The sequence below is a fragment of the Nocardia beijingensis NBRC 16342 genome, from assembly GCF_001612785.1.
Classification (GTDB): domain Bacteria; phylum Actinomycetota; class Actinomycetes; order Mycobacteriales; family Mycobacteriaceae; genus Nocardia; species Nocardia beijingensis.
Map to the genome: position 1 here is coordinate 119,504 of NZ_BDBC01000009.1, position 16,463 is coordinate 135,966.

General features: G+C 69.8%; 16 protein-coding genes and 1 pseudogene. 12 read left to right on the forward strand and 5 right to left on the reverse strand.

Going from position 1 to position 16,463, the window contains the following annotated elements:
• Positions 1–12 precede the first annotated feature (12 nt).
• On the forward strand, positions 13–1,236 hold the full coding sequence (locus NB3_RS05220) for a L,D-transpeptidase (RefSeq protein WP_067797377.1): 1,224 nt from the start codon (positions 13–15) through the stop codon (positions 1,234–1,236).
• A gap of 6 nt (positions 1,237–1,242) precedes the next feature.
• Here NB3_RS05220 and mscL read toward each other — a convergent pair whose 3' ends face one another.
• Positions 1,243–1,713 (reverse strand): large conductance mechanosensitive channel protein MscL, encoded by a 471-nt coding sequence (mscL, locus tag NB3_RS05225; RefSeq protein WP_067797296.1) that lies wholly within the window; start codon positions 1,711–1,713, stop codon positions 1,243–1,245.
• A gap of 128 nt (positions 1,714–1,841) precedes the next feature.
• Positions 1,842–2,579 (reverse strand): SDR family NAD(P)-dependent oxidoreductase, encoded by a 738-nt coding sequence (locus NB3_RS05230; RefSeq protein ID WP_067797298.1) that lies wholly within the window; start codon positions 2,577–2,579, stop codon positions 1,842–1,844.
• Positions 2,580–2,650: 71 nt separating this feature from the next.
• Between NB3_RS05230 and NB3_RS05235 the strand changes: the two genes are divergently transcribed.
• The 6 genes from NB3_RS05235 to NB3_RS05260 all read left to right on the forward strand — a co-directional run bounded on the left by NB3_RS05235 (position 2,651) and on the right by NB3_RS05260 (position 9,545).
• Positions 2,651–3,472: an alpha/beta fold hydrolase gene (locus NB3_RS05235; RefSeq protein WP_067797300.1), complete on the forward strand. Its 822-nt coding sequence runs from the start codon at positions 2,651–2,653 to the stop codon at positions 3,470–3,472.
• A gap of 77 nt (positions 3,473–3,549) precedes the next feature.
• Positions 3,550–4,995 carry a D-inositol-3-phosphate glycosyltransferase gene (mshA, locus tag NB3_RS05240; protein WP_067797301.1) on the forward strand — a complete coding sequence of 482 codons (1,446 nt, stop codon included), beginning with the start codon at positions 3,550–3,552 and terminating at the stop codon, positions 4,993–4,995.
• Positions 4,992–5,495, forward strand: coding sequence for a type III secretion system chaperone family protein (locus NB3_RS05245; protein WP_195083151.1), 504 nt, complete (start codon positions 4,992–4,994; stop codon positions 5,493–5,495). Before mshA ends, NB3_RS05245 begins: the two co-directional genes overlap by 4 nt.
• A gap of 68 nt (positions 5,496–5,563) precedes the next feature.
• Positions 5,564–6,454 carry an ROK family protein gene (locus NB3_RS05250; protein ID WP_067797306.1) on the forward strand — a complete coding sequence of 297 codons (891 nt, stop codon included), beginning with the start codon at positions 5,564–5,566 and terminating at the stop codon, positions 6,452–6,454.
• An 81-nt stretch (positions 6,455–6,535) separates the two neighbouring features.
• A complete protein-coding gene (locus tag NB3_RS05255; RefSeq protein ID WP_067797308.1) occupies positions 6,536–7,273 on the forward strand; it encodes a phosphoglyceromutase in 738 nt (245 codons plus the stop codon).
• A gap of 214 nt (positions 7,274–7,487) precedes the next feature.
• Positions 7,488–9,545, forward strand: a complete 2,058-nt coding sequence (locus tag NB3_RS05260) for a CocE/NonD family hydrolase (RefSeq protein ID WP_067797311.1) — start codon at positions 7,488–7,490, stop codon at positions 9,543–9,545.
• 84 nt (positions 9,546–9,629) lie between these two features.
• On the opposite strand, the gene NB3_RS05265 is transcribed toward NB3_RS05260, so the two are convergent.
• A complete protein-coding gene (locus tag NB3_RS05265) occupies positions 9,630–10,289 on the reverse strand; it encodes an NADPH-dependent F420 reductase (RefSeq protein ID WP_067797314.1) in 660 nt (219 codons plus the stop codon).
• Positions 10,290–10,380: 91 nt separating this feature from the next.
• On the opposite strand from NB3_RS05265, the gene NB3_RS05270 reads away from it, so the two are divergent.
• From NB3_RS05270 to NB3_RS05280, 3 genes are all read left to right on the forward strand, one after another.
• Positions 10,381–10,818: a winged helix-turn-helix transcriptional regulator gene (locus tag NB3_RS05270; RefSeq protein WP_174553170.1), complete on the forward strand. Its 438-nt coding sequence runs from the start codon at positions 10,381–10,383 to the stop codon at positions 10,816–10,818.
• Positions 10,819–10,929: 111 nt separating this feature from the next.
• Positions 10,930–12,165 carry a sensor histidine kinase gene (locus NB3_RS05275; RefSeq protein WP_067797316.1) on the forward strand — a complete coding sequence of 412 codons (1,236 nt, stop codon included), beginning with the start codon at positions 10,930–10,932 and terminating at the stop codon, positions 12,163–12,165.
• Entirely contained in the window at positions 12,162–12,851 is a 690-nt protein-coding gene (locus NB3_RS05280) for a winged helix-turn-helix domain-containing protein (RefSeq protein ID WP_039802162.1), read from the forward strand. Before NB3_RS05275 ends, NB3_RS05280 begins: the two co-directional genes overlap by 4 nt.
• A gap of 73 nt (positions 12,852–12,924) precedes the next feature.
• Here the strand turns inward: NB3_RS05280 and NB3_RS05285 are convergent, their stop codons facing one another.
• Entirely contained in the window at positions 12,925–13,254 is a 330-nt protein-coding gene (locus NB3_RS05285) for a hypothetical protein (RefSeq protein WP_067797324.1), read from the reverse strand.
• A 109-nt stretch (positions 13,255–13,363) separates the two neighbouring features.
• A complete protein-coding gene (locus NB3_RS05290; protein ID WP_067797326.1) occupies positions 13,364–14,236 on the reverse strand; it encodes a DUF3109 family protein in 873 nt (290 codons plus the stop codon).
• Positions 14,237–14,301: 65 nt separating this feature from the next.
• On the opposite strand from NB3_RS05290, the gene NB3_RS05295 reads away from it, so the two are divergent.
• The gene (locus tag NB3_RS05295; protein WP_067797329.1) at positions 14,302–15,333 is read left to right on the forward strand and encodes a Ppx/GppA family phosphatase; all 1,032 of its coding nucleotides are present in this window, start codon (positions 14,302–14,304) and stop codon (positions 15,331–15,333) included.
• Positions 15,330–16,463 (forward strand): annotated as a pseudogene (locus NB3_RS05300) (hypothetical protein); the annotation flags it as partial. The gene NB3_RS05295 and the pseudogene NB3_RS05300, both read left to right, overlap by 4 nt.

Consider the following 16,463-nt stretch of genomic DNA (forward strand, 5'->3'; position numbering starts at 1 on the left):
AACCACCGCACGATGATCCGCCGATCGGTTGCCGTGGTGTCGGCCGTCCTGCTCGTGGTCGTCGCCACGGTGGCAGGCTGCACGATAGACCGCGGCTCCGGCAAGCCGCGTCCCGCAACGGGTCCGATCGCCAAAGCGACGCTGGCTCCCGCCGACGACGCGGCGAACGTCAACCCGACCGCCCCGGTCTCGGTGACGATCAGCGACGGCACGATCGATCAGATCGCGCTGACCAACGCCGCGGGCAAACAGGTCCGCGGCGAACTCGCACCGGACCGGCGCGCTTACACCATCACCGAGCCGCTCGGCTACGACGCCACCTACACCTGGTCGGGCACCGCCGTCGGCACCGACGGCAAGCCCATCCCGATCGACGGCTCGTTCCACACCCTCACGCCCAAGAGCACCGTCCCCGCGACTCTGAACATCGGCGACAACCAGGAAGTCGGCATCGCGGCGCCGATCATCCTGCAGTTCAAGTCCTCCGTCTCGAACAAGGCGGCGGTGGAGAAGGCGCTCACGATCACCACCGACCCGCCCACCGAAGGCGCGTGGGCCTGGTTTCCCGACGACGGCGGCTCCCGCCTGCACTGGCGTCCGAAGAACTATTGGACGCCGGGGACCAGCGTGCACGTCTCGGCCCGGCTCTACGGCCTCGACCTGGGCGGCGGCAACTACGGCGATTCCGATCTGACCACCGATTTCCGCATCGGCCGCAGCCAGATCGTCAAGGCGAGCGCGCCGAGTCACCGCATGCAGGTGGTCCGCGATGGGCAGACGCTCTTCGATTTCGCGGTCAGTTACGGCGAGGGCAACGAGGCGCGCAACGTCACTCGTTCCGGCATCCACGTGGTCACCGAGAAGTACGAGGACTTCATGATGTCGAATCCGCCGTACTACACCAATGTCCGCGAACGCTGGGCGGTACGCATCTCCAACAACGGCGAATTCATCCACGCCAACCCGGAATCCCTTTCGGCGCAGGGGTCGGCGAACGTCACCAACGGCTGCATCAATCTGTCACCCGCCGATGCCCAGGCGTATTTCCCCACGTCCTTGTACGGCGACCCGGTCGAGGTGACCGGCACCTCGATCCCGCTCTCGGCCGCCGACGGCGACCTCTACGACTGGACGATCGACTGGGACACCTGGAAAACCATGTCCGCGCTGCAAGGTGCGCCGTCGGCCGTCGTCTCCGCCACGCCCCTGCCCCCGCAACCCGCCGGAGCGCGCTGACCGGTGCTAGCGCACCTTCACGTTCTGCTCTTCGGTCGCATCGTCGGCGTGTTCCTTCTCGACCTCCCGATCGGCCGCGCGTTGGGCGCGAACCGCGTCGTGCCGTTCGGCGAGCAGGTCGCGGATCTCGGTCAGCAGCTCGATCTGGGTCGGCTCGGCCGCCTTGGGCGTGCCGAAGCGGTTCTTGATCGTCTTCATGGGCAGGATCAGCACGAAATACAGCACCGCGGCGACCATGACGAAATCGATGGCGGCCGTGATGATCGGGCCGATGGCGATGAAGGTGGCCGGCTTGGACGGGATCAGCTGCACGCCGAGGCCGAGTTGATTGGTGCTGCCGAACACCGCGAGCAGCGGATTGATCACGCCTTTGGTCACCGAGGTCACCACGGAGGTGAACGCGGTGCCCATGACGACGGCGACCGAGAGGTCGATGACGTTCCCGCGCATCAGGAACTCTTTGAAGCCCTTGAGCATGAGCCGAATCACTCCCATCCGATGTCCTTACGCTTGCGGCTTCTCGGATGCTAACGGCTCCGGGCGAAGAGCGACGGTCCAGCAATCCGCGGCCGGACCGGCGCCTCGCGTCGGGTGATAGTTTCGCGCTATGAGGTGCGGCGGGCGAACCGGCCCGCATCCGCCTGGTCGCGCGGCTTGATGATGATCTGATCCAAGTTGACGTGCGCCGGCCGCGACGCGACGAACCCGATGACCTCCGCGATGTCTTGGGCGACCAGCGGATCGATGCCTTCGTACACCTTGGCCGCGCGCTCGGCGTCGCCGCCGAAACGCACGAGCGAGAACTCGGTCTCCACCGCACCGGGCGCGATCTCGGTGAGCCGCACCGGCTGTCCGAGCAGCTCGCCGCGCAGCGTGCGGTGCAGCACGGCCTGGGCGTGCTTGGCGGAGGTGTAACCGGAACCGTTGTCGTAGGCGGTGAACGCGGCCACCGACGTGACGGTGACGATCAACCCGTCGCCGGAGGCGATCAGCTTCGGCAGCAGCGCCTTGGTGACCCGCAGCGTGCCGAGCACGTTGGTCTCCCACATCCAGCGCCAGTCGTCCAGGTCGGCTTCGGCCACCGGGGCCAGGCCCTTGGCGCCGCCCGCGTTGTTGACCAGCACGTCGACGCGCTCGACCGCTTCGGTGAACGCCAGCACCGACTCGTCGGAGGTGACGTCGAGTTCCACCGCGGTGCCGCCGATCTCGTCGGCGAGGCGGCGCAGGCGATCGACCCTGCGCGCACCGACGTAGACGTGGTAGCCCTGCTTCGCCAGTTCGCGGGCGGTGGCCTCCCCGATTCCCGAGCTGGCTCCGGTGACGACGGCGGTGCGAGTGCTCATGCGAACAGATCCTAGGTGCGCCCGGTTCGCCGGGTCCGTGCGGTCACCGCGAGCACGGTTAGCCTCGGTGCATGGCTATACGGGACGTGCTGAGCGCGGACGGAACGAACATCGTCTACCGGGTGAGTGGTCCGGCGCAGGGCAGGCCGCTGGTGCTGCTGCACGGCTGGTCGGCGAATCTGCGCTGCTGGGGCGGTGCCGCCGAGGACCTCGCCGCGCGCTTCCGGGTGATCGCCGTCGACCTGCGCGGCCACGGTTACTCCGACGCGCCCGCGGTGGGCTACGACGATCCGAAGAACTGGGCGGCCGACGTCGCCGCGGTGCTGGCGGCCGAGGACATCGTGTCCGGCGCGGTGCTGCTGGGCTGGTCCTACGGCGGGATCGTGCTGTCGGACTATCTGACCGCCTACGGCACCGGCGCGGTCGCGGGCGTCGTCTACACCGGCTCGATGGCGAACATCGGTCCCGGCGTGCCCGGCGCGGCGACCGGCAGCATGATGCAGGAGGCGATTCCCGGCGTGTTCGAGGAGAGCGCGGGGCGGGCGGTGCGCGCCTTCGGCGTGTTCGGCAACGCGAACACCGGCCCCGGCGCGGACAAGGGACCCGACGCGCAACGCTTGTTCGGAGCCAGTCTCGCGACCCCGCCCGCCGTGCGCAAAGCGCTGTTCTACCGGACCGTCGACAACACCGAGACCCTCCGCACGCTGGACGTTCCGGTGCTCGTCCTGCACGGGACGGCCGACAGGGTGGTCCCCGTCGACAACGGCCGGTACATCGCGGAGGCGGTGCCGAACGCGCGTGTCTCGCTCTGGGAAGGCGCTCAGCACGGCCTGTTCATCGAGGACCGTGCGCGGTTCGTCGCGGAGGTGAGCGCGTTCACCGAGAGCCTGTGATCGGATTCATGTCTGCCCTGTGATAGCTCTCACTTGCCGCGGATAGCGTGTCTGGGCCGGGGAACGCAACGTGCACTATGGATAGTGTGAGTCAGCGCCTGGACCTACGGCCGAACCGTATCGCCGTGTTATCGGTGCACACCTCACCACTCGCTCAGCCGGGCACCGGCGACGCGGGCGGGATGAACGTCTATGTCCTGCAGACGGCCGTCGAGCTGGCTCGCCGTGGCACCGAGGTGGAGATCTTCACCAGGGCCACCGCGTCGAACGTTCCGCCCGTCCAAGAGGCCGCGCCGGGCGTGCTGGTGCGCAACGTGGTGGCAGGCCCGTTCGAGGGGCTGGACAAACACGATCTGCCCACCCAGCTGTGCCCCTTCACCGCGGAGGTGCTGCGTCAGGAGGCCAGGCACCTGCCCGGCCACTACGACCTGGTGCACTCGCACTACTGGCTGTCCGGCCAGGTCGGCTGGCTGACCAGGGACCGGTGGCGGGTGCCCCTGGTGCACACCGCGCACACCCTGGCGGCGGTGAAGAACGCCGCGCTGGCCGAAGGCGACTGTCCGGAACCGGCGACCCGCGAGATCGGCGAGAAGCAGGTGATCGCCGAATCCGATCGGCTGGTCGCCAACACCGCCGAGGAGGCACGCCAGCTGGTCGAACTCTACGGCGCCGACGCCGAGCGCATCGACGTCGTGCCGCCGGGCGCCGACCTGACTCGCTACCGCCCCGGTGACAAGGCCGCCGCCCGCGCCGAGCTCGGGTTGGCCGCCGACGAGCGGATCGTCGCGTTCGTCGGGCGCATCCAGCCGCTGAAGGCGCCCGATGTGCTGGTGCGCGCCGCGGCCGAGGTCTTGCGCGCCGACCCGGAACGCAAATTGCGCGTGCTGATCGTCGGCGGTCCGTCCGGCAGCGGGTTGGAGCGGCCCGACGCGCTGATCGAGCTGGCCGCCGAACTGGGCATCGCCGAGCGGGTCAGCTTCCTGCCTCCACAGCCGCCGCAGCGGCTGGTGCTGGTCTACCGCGCCGCCGACCTGGTCGCGGTGCCCAGCTACAACGAGTCCTTCGGCTTGGTCGCGATCGAGGCGCAGGCCAGCGGCACGCCGGTGCTGGCAGCCGATGTGGGCGGTCTCGGCACGGCCGTGCGGCACGAGGTGTCCGGGCTGCTCGTCCCCGGCCACCGCACCGCCGATTGGGCGAACGCCCTGCGCTACCTGCTCGACGACCCGGACCGGCTGCGCAGGATGGGCGAACGGGCCGTCACGCACGCGGCCAATTTCTCCTGGGCGCACACCGCCGACGGGCTGCTGGCCAGCTACGCCGCGGCCATGGCCGGTTTCCGGGACGAGCGGGCGGTTTTCGGCGGTCGCGGCCTGGCGCACAGCGATGTGCGGGAGGATGCGTACGACCGGGCGGCCGCCGGCCGCGACGGCCTGGCCGGCGAGCGGACGGCCGCACTGCTCGGTGAGAACAGTCAGGCGAGATCGCGGGCGCTGTGGCGGCGCCGGATGGGAGTACGCCGGTGAACGAGGTACAGACGACCGCGCGGCTGATCGACGAGACGCTGCGGGACCGGGAGATCGAATACACCCGGCCGGGGGAGGAGACCTTCGTCGTCGTCCTGCCCGGCGAGCGCAAGCTCAAGACCACCGTGATGGTGACGGTGGGCAAGCACGGGGTTCGCTTCGAAGCGTTCGTCTGCCGTAAGCCGGACGAGAACTTCGAAGGCGTGTACAAGTTCCTGCTGCGCCGCAACCGCAGGCTCTACGCCGTCGCGTACACCCTGGACCGGGTCGGCGACATCTATCTGGTCGGCCGCATGTCCGGGCACGCCGTCACCGCCGACGAACTGGACCGCGTGTTCGGGCAGGTGCTGGAGGCCGTCGACGCCGACTTCAACGTGCTGCTGGAACTCGGCTTCGCCGAATCCATTCGGCGCGAGTGGAAGTGGCGCGTCTCGCGCGGCGAGTCGCTGCAGAACCTGCGCGCCTTCGAGCATCTGGTCGATTCCGCCGACAAGCCGTAGCCGGTCCTCGCCGGGTCCGGCCCGCCGGGTGACAATCGCGGGTGGTTCGGTTCGGTGAAGGGACGGCGGTGGCGATTCTCGCTCTTGACATCGGCGCGACGAAGTTCGCGGCCGGGGTGGTCGGCCCCGGCGCCGAGGTGCGCGACGTGCGCCGGGTGGACGTGCCCGGCGCGGGGGTGTGGGACGCCTGTCGCGACCTGCTGCTCGCGGTCGCGGGGCCGGAGCCCGTCAGCGCCGTCGGGATCGGTGCGGCCGGGCCGGTGGATGTGCGCGCGGGCGTCACGGGTCCGTTGAACATTCCCGAGTGGCGGGCGGGCTTTCCGATCGTCGCCGCCGTGCGGGAGCTGTTTCCCGCCGCCGCCATTCGTTTCGCCATCGACGGCGCCTGTCTGGCGCTGGCCGAGCACCGCATGGGCGCGCTGCGCGGGGTCCGCGACGCGCTGGCCATGACGGTGTCGTCGGGGATCGGCGGCGGAATTGTGGCGGGCGGCAAGGTGCTGCTCGGGCGCACCGGCAACGCCGGGCACGTCGGGCACATCGTCGTGCCCGGCTGGGACACGCCGTGCGGCTGCGGCGGCCGCGGCTGCGTCGAGGCGGTCGCGAGCGGCATGTCGTCGGTGCGCTGGGCGCGCGAGCAGGGCTGGTCCGGCGGCACGGGGGCGCGGCTGGCCGCGGACGCGCACGCGGGCGACGAGATCGCCGTCGCGGCGCTGCACCGGGCGGGCACCGCGCTCGGCGCGGCGATCGCCTCGGCCGCCGCGCTGCTCGACGTCGACCGGGTGGTGATCGGCGGCGGCTTCGCGCAATCCGGTGCGCCGCTGTGGGATCCGCTGCGCGCCGCGGTGCACGCGCACGCCGGGCTGACATTCCTGCGCGGACTGCACGTGGAACTCTCCGCGATCAGCCACGGGGCGACGCTGGCGGGCGCGGGCGTGCTCGCCACGGAGGAACCGGCCTGACATCGCGCTTTCGCGCGGGCGTCGCGGCGACCGGACGGGAACCGATGCGACCGGCCCGAGCGCACATGGGAGGATGACCCCATGACGTACACCCTCGTGCTGCTGCGCCACGGCGAAAGCGAATGGAACGCCCTGAACCTGTTCACCGGCTGGGTGGACGTGCATCTGACCGACAAGGGCATCGCCGAGGGCAAGCGTGCCGGGGAACTGCTGGCCGAGCACGGCATCCTGCCGGACGTCGTCTACACCTCGCTGCTGCGTCGCGCGATCTCCACCGCGAACATCGCGCTGGACGCCGCCGACCGGCACTGGATCCCGGTGATCCGGGACTGGCGGCTCAACGAGCGCCACTACGGCGAATTGCAGGGCAAGAACAAGGCGCAGATCCGGGAGAAGTACGGCGACGAGCAGTTCATGCTGTGGCGGCGCAGCTACGACACCCCGCCGCCGCCGATCGACCCGGCCAACGAGTACAGCCAGGAAGGCGACCCGCGCTACGCGGGCATCGAGGTGCCGAAGACCGAGTGCCTGCTCGACGTGGTGAACCGGATGGTGCCGTACTGGGAGTCGACCATTTCCAAGGATCTGCTGTCCGGCAAGACGGTGCTGGTCGCCGCGCACGGCAACTCGCTGCGCGCGCTGGTCAAGCACCTCGACCGGATCTCCGACGACGACATCGCGGGTCTGAACATCCCCACCGGCATCCCGCTGCGGTACGAGTTGGACGAGAACCTCCGCCCGGTGCGCCCGCACGAGTACCTCGACCCGGAGGCGGCCGCCGCGGGCGCCGCCGCCGTCGCGGGACAGGGCGGCAAATAGTCCGCATCACGTAGTACCGACGCGCTGTCACCCGGCCCGGGTGGCAGCGCGTCGTCGTTTCGATGGACGGGCGGGGGCGTTGCCGTGCGACACGCCGGGCAATGCCGGTCGCTCCGCGACACGACGTCGGCGGTTTAAGTTACCCACTGTTTTTACCGGCAAGTAAGTCGGTACACTCTGGTCGTTCGACCAGCCGAGAGGTGGATCACGTCCGATGAAGAACGCGTTGCGGGCCACGGTGGCGGCGGTTGCCGCCACGATGCTCGTCCCCTTGCTAGCCGGCGGCGCCGATGCCGTCGCGCCGCCGACCGGCCCGGACGGCGGCGCCGCGGGAGCGGCCTGGACGGTCACCCAGGATGGTCCACAGCAGTACCCGAACATCAACATCCAGTGGGACGTCCCCATCACGATGAGTGACGGAACGGTCCTGAAGGGCAACGTCTACCGGCCCGCGGACATCTCCGGCCGCCCCATCGACACCCCCACGCCGACGATCGTCAACCTGACGCCGTACACCAAACTGGTGTCGAACCTGGCCGATCACGCGCAGTCGATCCCCGGCCTGTCCGACGCGCTGATCGAATTCTTCCGGCAGATCGACATGAGCGGCACCCCGCTGTCCGGAGTCACCGACCTGACCAAAGCCTTCGGCGGGGGCGAACTGCGCAACTTCACCGTCGACCGCCAGCTGATCAAGAGCGGCTACTCGCAGGTGGTCGTCGACGTGCGCGGCACCGGTTTCTCCCAGGGCGTCTGGGACATGCTGCGCGGACGTGAGCAGCAGGACACGCTCGAGGTGATCGACTGGGCGTCGCGCCAGCCGTGGTCCAACGGACGGGTCGGCATGAACGGCATCTCCTACTCCGGGATCAACCAGGTGCAGGTCGCCGAGAACCGGCCGCCCGCATTGCAGGCGATCTTCCCGGTAGTGCCGGGCAGCGATCTGGTCAACGACGTGCTCGCGCCGGGCGGCGGCTTCGGCTTCAACTTCATTCCGTTGTGGCTCACCGCGATCAACGGCCTCAAGTTGATCCCCGATCTGGCCTCGGTGCTCAACGGGCAGCTGGACACCACGTGGCTGGCCGACCGCGCCCGCGACCCGCTGACCTTCATGGACGTGCTGCTCAACGTCTACACCACCGCGCGCATCGAAGATCTCGACCCGCGCGCCAAGGAGTTGCTGACCGACGGTTCCGGCCCGCGCGAGGACTGGCTCGGTGACCCCAGCGGAATCCGGACGCCGACCTTCGTCACCGGTGGCTGGCACGACCTGTTCACCTACTCCGAATCCAAGATCTACAACGAGATTCCGCTGCCGCCGGGCCACAAGCAGCTGCTGATGGGCAACACCTATCACCTGAACTCGGGCAACGAGTACGGCAAGCCGGGCCTGCCGCCGCGGCTGGACGTGTTGCAGCGCGCCTGGTTCGACCGGTGGCTCAAGGACATCGACAACGGCATCGAGCAGTACGGCCCGATCACGCTGCGCCAGCAGGGCGGCGGCTGGATCACCACCGACTCGTTCGCCGCGCCGACCGCCGCCGCGGATTCGGGGCAGGCGGTGCATCGCAGGATGTATCTGTCCGCCGCGCTCAGCGGTACCGCGAACAGCTTGTACGACGGCTCGCTCGATAGCGCGGGCACCGGCGAGCCGGCGCGCCTGACCGTCGCGCCCGGCCTGACCAGCCTGTGCTCCAACGACGCCGCCCAGGGCACCGCCGGTGTGCTGTCGGTCATCGACGGGTGCGCGAAGGACTCCAGGGTCGAGGAACTCAACGGCCTGACCTTCACCAGCGCCCCGGTCGCCGAGCCGACCACGATCTCGGGGCGGATCGCGGTGCGGCTCAACACCGTCCAGGACGCCGCCGACGGGTACTGGGTGGTCACGGTGAACGACGTCGCGCCGGACGGGCAGTCGAGCGTGCTGTCGTCGGGGCAGCTCATGGCCTCGCTGCGGGCGATCGATGAGGCGAACAGCAGTAAGTCGGCCAACGGCGACTACACCGATCCCCGGCCGTACACCTCGCTGGAGCAGCGGCAGCCGACGGTGCCTGGCGAGGTGACCACGCTGGACATCGCGCTGCCCGCTACCGAGGCGATCCTGCAACCCGGGCACCGGCTGCGCGTCGACGTGTACGCCGGCAACTTCCCCAAGGGCCTGCCGATCCTGCCGATGCTGATCGACACCGGCATGCGGCCACAGCATCTGGAGCTGGACCCCGGCCGTCCGAGCTTCGTCAACATCCCGGTCCGCGGTAATCCGGGCTGGTAGATCCGGGGCGGGGTCCGAGCGTGCACCCGCGCGCATCATGCTTGACATTGCGGGGTATGGGTGCGGGTGCACGCTCCGGCCCGGTCAGTCGGCGGCGGCGAAGGCGGCCGCCAAGGGCGGGAACATCGCGCGGGCATCGTGCCCGGCGAACCAGAGACCGACGGTGAACACCGACATCGCCTCCAGATACCGGGCCCGGTGCAGCCCGCCCGCCGGGAACGCCCGCAATCCCAGGTCCTCGGCCAGTCCGGCGACCGTCCGCACCGCGGCTTCGTCGTCGCCGCACAGCGGCACCGCCAAGCGGCGGTCGTCGAAGACGCGCGCGTCGGCCTGCCACACCTCGGCGGCGCACAGGTTGAACGCCTTCACCACGTGCGCTTCCGGCGTCAGCGCCGCGATTTGTTCCGCGACAGCGTCCTCTGCGAGCACGAAGGCGGTGGCTCCTTCGGGGGCCGCCGCGTCCGGGGCGAAGGCGTTGGTGCAGTCGATCACCGTGCGTCCGGCCAGCGACTCCGCGATCGCGGGCAGCACGTCCGGCAGCGCGGGCACGGGTAACGCGAGCAGCACGACGTCGCCGAAAGTCGCCGCGTCGGCGATACTTCCGGCCCGCCCGCCGATCGCGGCCGCCGATTCCGCGGCGGCGCCGGCGGATCGCGCGCCGATGAGCACTTCGTGCCCCGCCGCGCTCCAGCCGCCGCCGAGCGCCCGCGCCATCGCGCCTGCGCCGATGATTCCGATTCGCATCCGAACTCCTGACTCGAGATGTGTACGCCGCCGACGCTAGGGATCGCGAAAGGCACCCGGAGGTGCGCGACGGCGCTGGCAAGCTGGAGTCGTGAGCGCAGCACCCATCGACCCGCTCGGCTCCGAGCGGGTGGACTTCGCGCCGTACGGCGACTTCGAATCCGACTGCCCGGCCCGCATGGGTGTGGACATCTTCGGCAACTCCTGGCTACCGGTGCTGGTCTATCTGCTGCGCGAGGGACCCATGCGTCCGGGCGAGCTGCGCACCGCGATCGGCGGGATCAGTCAGAAGATGCTGACGCAGACGCTGCGCCGGATGGAACGGATGACGCTGGTGCGCCGTCACCGGTACGCCGAGGCCCCGCCGCGGGTCGAATACGAGCTGACCGAGGCGGGCGTGGACCTGTTGATCCCGATCTACGCCCTCGGCCAATGGGTGGACAAGCACGGCGCCGCGGTCAACGAGGCACTCGCCGAAGCCGAGGACGAAGCGAACCGACCGGCTGGTGGATACGACCCGCAGAGCTGACGTCGAACAGCGCGTAAACATGCGGCTAACGGCGCCGGAAGGGCCTATGACCTGCGCGAAACTTCGTGTACCCCGCGTCGGCCGACCGGTCGGCGACCGTACGATTCAAATGTGAGTGTTCCCCAGGCCGTGCTGCTGGCCATCTTGGCGGCTGTCGTCGGCCTGGCAGTCGGCGGGCTATTGATCCCGTATGTGAATGCCAGGCAGGCCGCGCGCAGGCAGGCCGAGTCCGGTCTCACCATGTCCCAGGTTCTCGATCTGATCGTGCTCGCCTCCGAGAGCGGGATCGCGGTCGTCGACGAGTACCGCGACGTCGTGCTGGTCAATCCGCGCGCGGAGGAACTCGGCCTGGTCCGCAACCGCCTGCTCGACGAGCGCGCCTGGGCCGCCGTGGAGAAGGTGCTCGCCACCGGCGAATCCGCGGAGTTCGACCTCACCGCCAAGAATCCGGTCCCCGGCCGCGGCCGCATCGCGGTGCGCGGCGTCGCCAGGCAGCTGTCGCGCGAGGAGACCACCTTCACCGTGCTGTTCGCCGACGACGACTCCGAACAGGCGCGCATGGAGGCCACCCGGCGCGACTTCGTCGCCAACGTCAGCCATGAACTCAAGACCCCGGTCGGCGCCATGAGCCTGCTGGCCGAAGCCCTGCTGGAATCCGCCGACGACCCCGAGGCCGTGCGGCATTTCGGTCAGCGCGTGCTCGGCGAATCGCGCCGTCTCGGCAAGATGGTGACCGAGCTCATCGCGCTGTCCCGCTTGCAGGGCGCGGAGAAGCTGCCCGAACTCGAGGTGGTGGACGTGGACACCGTGGTGACCCAAGCGGTCGACCGTTCCCGCACCGCCGCCGAGGCCGCCGGGATCACGGTCAGCACCGACCGCCCGAGCGGTCTCGAGGTGCTCGGCGACGAGACGTTGCTGGTCACCGCCCTGTCCAACCTGGTGGAGAACGCGATCGCCTACTCGCCTCCCGGCTCGCACGTGTCGGTGAGCCGATCGCTGCGCGGGGATCACGTGGCGATGGCGGTCACCGACCGCGGCATCGGCATCGCCAAGGAGGACCAGGAGCGGGTGTTCGAGCGGTTCTTCCGGTCCGACAAGGCGCGTTCACGCCAGACGGGCGGTACCGGTCTCGGTCTGGCTATCGTCAAACACGTGGCCGCCAACCACAACGGGGAAATCACCCTGTGGAGCAAGCTGGGCACCGGATCGACGTTCACCTTGCGCATACCCGCCCACCACGAAACAGGCGCCGACGACGACAACGACGGCGCCGTGGTGAGCACGATAGAAACAAGCCCGCGTCCCACCGGACCGGGCCGACCGAATGGTGTGGAGGCACGCAGATGACGAGTGTTCTGATCGTCGAGGATGAGGAGTCGCTGGCCGATCCGCTCGCGTTCCTGCTGCGCAAGGAGGGTTTCGAGGTCACCGTCGTCGGTGACGGGCCGTCCGCGCTCGCCGAGTTCGACCGGTCCGGTGCGGACATCGTCCTGCTCGACCTGATGCTGCCCGGCATGAGCGGCACCGACGTGTGCAAGCAGTTGCGCACCCGCAGCGGCGTCCCGGTGATCATGGTCACCGCGCGCGACAGCGAGATCGACAAAGTGGTCGGCCTGGAACTCGGCGCCGACGACTATGTCACCAAGCCGTATTCCGCCCGCGAACTCATCGCGCGCATCCGCGCCGTGCTGCGCCGCGGGGCCGGCGACGAACTGGAGGGCTCCAACGAGAGCGGCGTGCTGGAAGCGGGTCCGGTCCGGATGGACGTCGACCGGCACACCGTGATGGTGAACGGCAAGCCGGTCACTCTGCCGCTGAAGGAGTTCGACCTGCTCGAATACCTGCTGCGCAACTCCGGGCGGGTGCTCACCCGCGGTCAGCTGATCGACCGCGTGTGGGGAGCCGACTACGTCGGCGACACCAAGACCCTGGACGTGCACGTCAAGCGGCTGCGCTCGAAGATCGAAGCGGACCCGGCCAAGCCGGAACATCTGGTCACCGTGCGCGGCCTCGGCTACAAACTGGAGGCATGAGGCCCGCGCGAGGCGAGAACCTGAAACGGCCGAGAGCACTGCGGTGCTCTCGGCCGTTGCCGTTCGTGGTCGCTCAGGGCACGTAGATCCAGGTGGTGCCGAGGGGGGTCTCGGTCTTCTGCAGGGTGATCCAGCCCAGATCGTCTTCCTGCATGCAGTCGTAGAGGTCCGCGGTGTTGGTGCCGCGGCAGGCGATGGTGTGCGAAGTGCCGTAGGGGCTGGCGATCAGCAGCTTGCCCGCGGCCTTGGCGTTGACCGCGGCCGGATCGGTGGCCGACACGAACTCCGTGGTGAAGTCGAAGAACTTGTGCGGGTCGCCGTTCGGCTCGGCGTGGGCTACTCCGGTCAGCGAGAGGGCGGCGCCCAGTGCGATGGTCGCCGCGGTGAGAACTTTCTTGGACATAACGGCACATCAAACCCGATCCGGGTGAAGCTCGCATGGCGACGGGGTGAACCGCCCGATCGAGCGCGCCGCCGGAAGCCGCCCGATCGAGCGCTCGGTCGGCAAACGATCAGGCGCGCGGGTCGGTGGTCTCCCGCATCCGATCGGCGTGCACCGTCGCCGGGTGCACGGCGATCAGACCGAGGCCCTCGCGGCGTTTGCAGTGCCTGGCCAGCTCCGCGTAGGCGGGCGCGCCGATGAGTTCGGTCAGCTCGGGGGCGTAGGACTGCCACACCGGCTTGGCGCCGACGTGGGCGTCCAGCGAGCCCGAGCAGTACCAGTCCAGGTCCGCGCCGCCCGGCCCCCAGCCGCGGCGGTCGTATTCGGTGATCACGGTGCGCAGGATCTGCACGCCGTCGGGCCGGTCCACCCAGTCCTGGGTGCGGCGGATCGGCAGCTGCCAGCACACGTCCGGCTTCACCTCCAGCGGCTCGATGCCGCGCCGCAGCGCCATGGAGTGCAGGGCGCAGCCGATGCCGCCTGCGAAGCCGGGGCGGTTGAGGAAGATGCAGGCGCCGTCGAACCGGCGCGTGCGCAGCGCGGGCTCGTCGTCCAGTTCGTCGAGTTCCAGATAGCCGCTCTTGGTGACCTTGCCCTGCGCGTTGGTCGCCTCGTCCCGCAGCTGCCAGTCCTCGGGTGTGAGCATCTTCACAGCGCGGCTCAGCCGTTTGCGGTCGTCGTCGTCGGAGAGGAACGCGCCGTGCGAGCAGCAGCCGTCATCCGGCCGGTCGGCCAGGATGCCCTGACAGGCCGGGGTGCCGAACACGCACGTCCACCGCGACAGCAGCCAGGTCAGATCCGCGACGATCAGATGCTCGTCGTTTGCCGGATCTACGAACTCGATCCACTCGCGGGGAAAGTCTGGTTCGACTTCGGGGGCTGGGTCGATCTTCCCCGCTGGTCGGGGCCGGGTCGGGCTGCTCGGTGATGCGCCTACCGTCACGAAAGACGACGCTAACAGCTCGGTCGCCTGGGCCGACGCGCAGCACCACCCAGTACCGTGTTCATGTGCGGCTTGGGGTACTCGACGTCGGAAGCAATACCGTTCACCTGCTCGTGGTGGACGCGCATCGTGGCGGTCACCCCCTGCCGATGAGTTCGACGAAGGCCACCTTGCGGCTCGCGGAGAACATCGATGCCGCCGGTTGCATCACCGAGGCGGGCGCGCAGCGGCTGATCGACACCGTGGCCGAATTCGCCTCCATCGCCGAGACCTCCAGATGCGTCCAGCTGATGCCGTTCGCCACCTCGGCGCTGCGGGAGGCGGCGAATTCCGAGGAGGTGCTCAGCCGCGTTCGCGAGTCGACGGGCGTCGACCTGCGGGTGCTGTCCGGCGTCGACGAGGCCCGGCTGACCTTTCTCGCGGTGCGCCGCTGGTACGGCTGGAGCGCGGGGCGCATTCTCAACCTCGACATCGGCGGCGGCTCGCTCGAGATGACCAACGGCGGTGACGAGGAGCCGGACGTCGCACTGTCCTTGCAGCTGGGCGCGGGCCGGTTGACCAGGGAATGGCTGCGCGAGGACCCGCCGGGCAAGCGCCGGGTCGCCGTGTTGCGCGACTGGCTCGACGCCGAGTTGGTGGTACCGGCGAAGAAGCTGCTCGAGCCGGGAAAGCCCGATCTCGCCGTCGGCACATCGAAGACATTCCGGTCCCTGGCCAGGCTGACCGGAGCGGCGCCGTCCGCGGCGGGCCCTCGGGTGCGTCGTACACTCACGAGCTCGGGCCTGCGCCAACTGATCGCGTTCATCTCGCGGATGACGGCGGCGGACCGTGCAGAATTGGAAGGCGTAAGTTCCGATCGGTCACAGCAATTGGTGGCCGGCGCACTGGTCGCGGAGGCGAGTATGCGGGCACTTTCGCTCGATACTTTGGAGATTTGCCCGTGGGCGCTGCGCGAAGGGCTGATCCTGCGCAAACTGGATACCGATATGAATGGTGGACCCGAAGCAACATACTCAGCGGGCTCGGCGACCGGTGACGGTCGGCCCGCGCCCGGCGGCGCGCCTTCGCCGGGCTCGATCGGGACGGTGTCGTCATGAGCGAGGACTCCAAACAGCTGTCGGTCGCGGAACTGCTGGCCCGTAACGGCCAGCAGGGCGGCGCCTCGTCCGGCGGCGGCAGGCGCCGCCGCAGCGGCCGTGGCATCTCCGTCGCCGAATTGACCGGTGACCTGCCGGTCATCCGGGACGGCGGCGGCCACTCCGCGCACGCGGCGCCGGACGCCGGAGCGGAGGAACCCGCCTACGCGCCGCCGTCGTTCGATCCGCCGGCGCCGGAACCGGTTTCCTACGCGCCCGAGCCGCAGCCCGATCCGTCGTCGTATTCGCCCATGTCGGGCCCGATCTCGATGTACGACCCGCTGGCCGGGTACGCACAGCCGGACCCGCCTCCCGGGCGGTCCAGCCGGGTCATGCCAGGCCGGGAGATGCCCTCCGCGCGCCACGGCACGTCGTTCGATCCGCTGTCACCGGATACCCCGGTCTCCGATCTGTTCTCGGTCGCGCCCGGCCCGTACGCCCCCGATCCGCTGGCGGCGGCTCCGGAGACGCCTCCGCGCTCGGGACGAAGGCGCAGGCGGGAGGAGCCCGAGGAGGAGGCCACCGAGGCACGGTCCTGGCAGGAGGCCCGGTCCGAATCGTTCGGCCTCGACGCGCTGTCCGACCTTGGGATCGGCGAGCCGAGCCGCAACGGACACGGAGACTTCGACGAGCCCGGCTTCGGCCGCTCGGCTCTGCCCGAGCGCAACGGCGCGAGGGGTGGGCGCGCGGCGAGGCGCAGGGCGGCGGAGGCCGCGGAAGCCGCCGAGGACCTGGGTCCGTCCACGGCGGCTTGGTCCCCGTCCACCGGCGGTTTCGCCCCGGAGTCGCAACCGCTGCCCTTCGCGCCGCCGCCCGATCCGAGAGCGAATCCGGGCAGGCAGGCTCCGCCCGAGCCGGAGGCGCATCGACGACCGGCCCGGCGCGAAGGCGTCGGCGAGAACGGATTGCCTGCCTGGTCGGCCCGTCGGCACAAACCCCAGGCCGAACCCGCGCCGGAATCCGCAGGCATCCCGACCGCCGCGTGGTCGCTGGCCAGTCAGGATCAACAGCTGCTCTCCGGCCAGACGGTCGCGGGTGACCTGCTGCGCGAAGGCGCCGACCGGGCCGAACGCGGCGCGGCGGAGCGCAAC

Coding starts and splice junctions, on each gene's coding strand:
- NB3_RS05220 (WP_067797377.1), top strand. CDS start 13: ATGATCCGCCGATCGGTTGCCGTGGTGTCGGCCGTCCTGCTCGTGGTC.
- mscL (WP_067797296.1), bottom strand. CDS start 1,713: ATGCTCAAGGGCTTCAAAGAGTTCCTGATGCGCGGGAACGTCATCGAC.
- NB3_RS05230 (WP_067797298.1), bottom strand. CDS start 2,579: ATGAGCACTCGCACCGCCGTCGTCACCGGAGCCAGCTCGGGAATCGGG.
- NB3_RS05235 (WP_067797300.1), top strand. CDS start 2,651: ATGGCTATACGGGACGTGCTGAGCGCGGACGGAACGAACATCGTCTAC.
- mshA (WP_067797301.1), top strand. CDS start 3,550: ATGGATAGTGTGAGTCAGCGCCTGGACCTACGGCCGAACCGTATCGCC.
- NB3_RS05255 (WP_067797308.1), top strand. CDS start 6,536: ATGACGTACACCCTCGTGCTGCTGCGCCACGGCGAAAGCGAATGGAAC.
- NB3_RS05260 (WP_067797311.1), top strand. CDS start 7,488: ATGAAGAACGCGTTGCGGGCCACGGTGGCGGCGGTTGCCGCCACGATG.
- NB3_RS05265 (WP_067797314.1), bottom strand. CDS start 10,289: ATGCGAATCGGAATCATCGGCGCAGGCGCGATGGCGCGGGCGCTCGGC.
- NB3_RS05280 (WP_039802162.1), top strand. CDS start 12,162: ATGACGAGTGTTCTGATCGTCGAGGATGAGGAGTCGCTGGCCGATCCG.
- NB3_RS05285 (WP_067797324.1), bottom strand. CDS start 13,254: ATGTCCAAGAAAGTTCTCACCGCGGCGACCATCGCACTGGGCGCCGCC.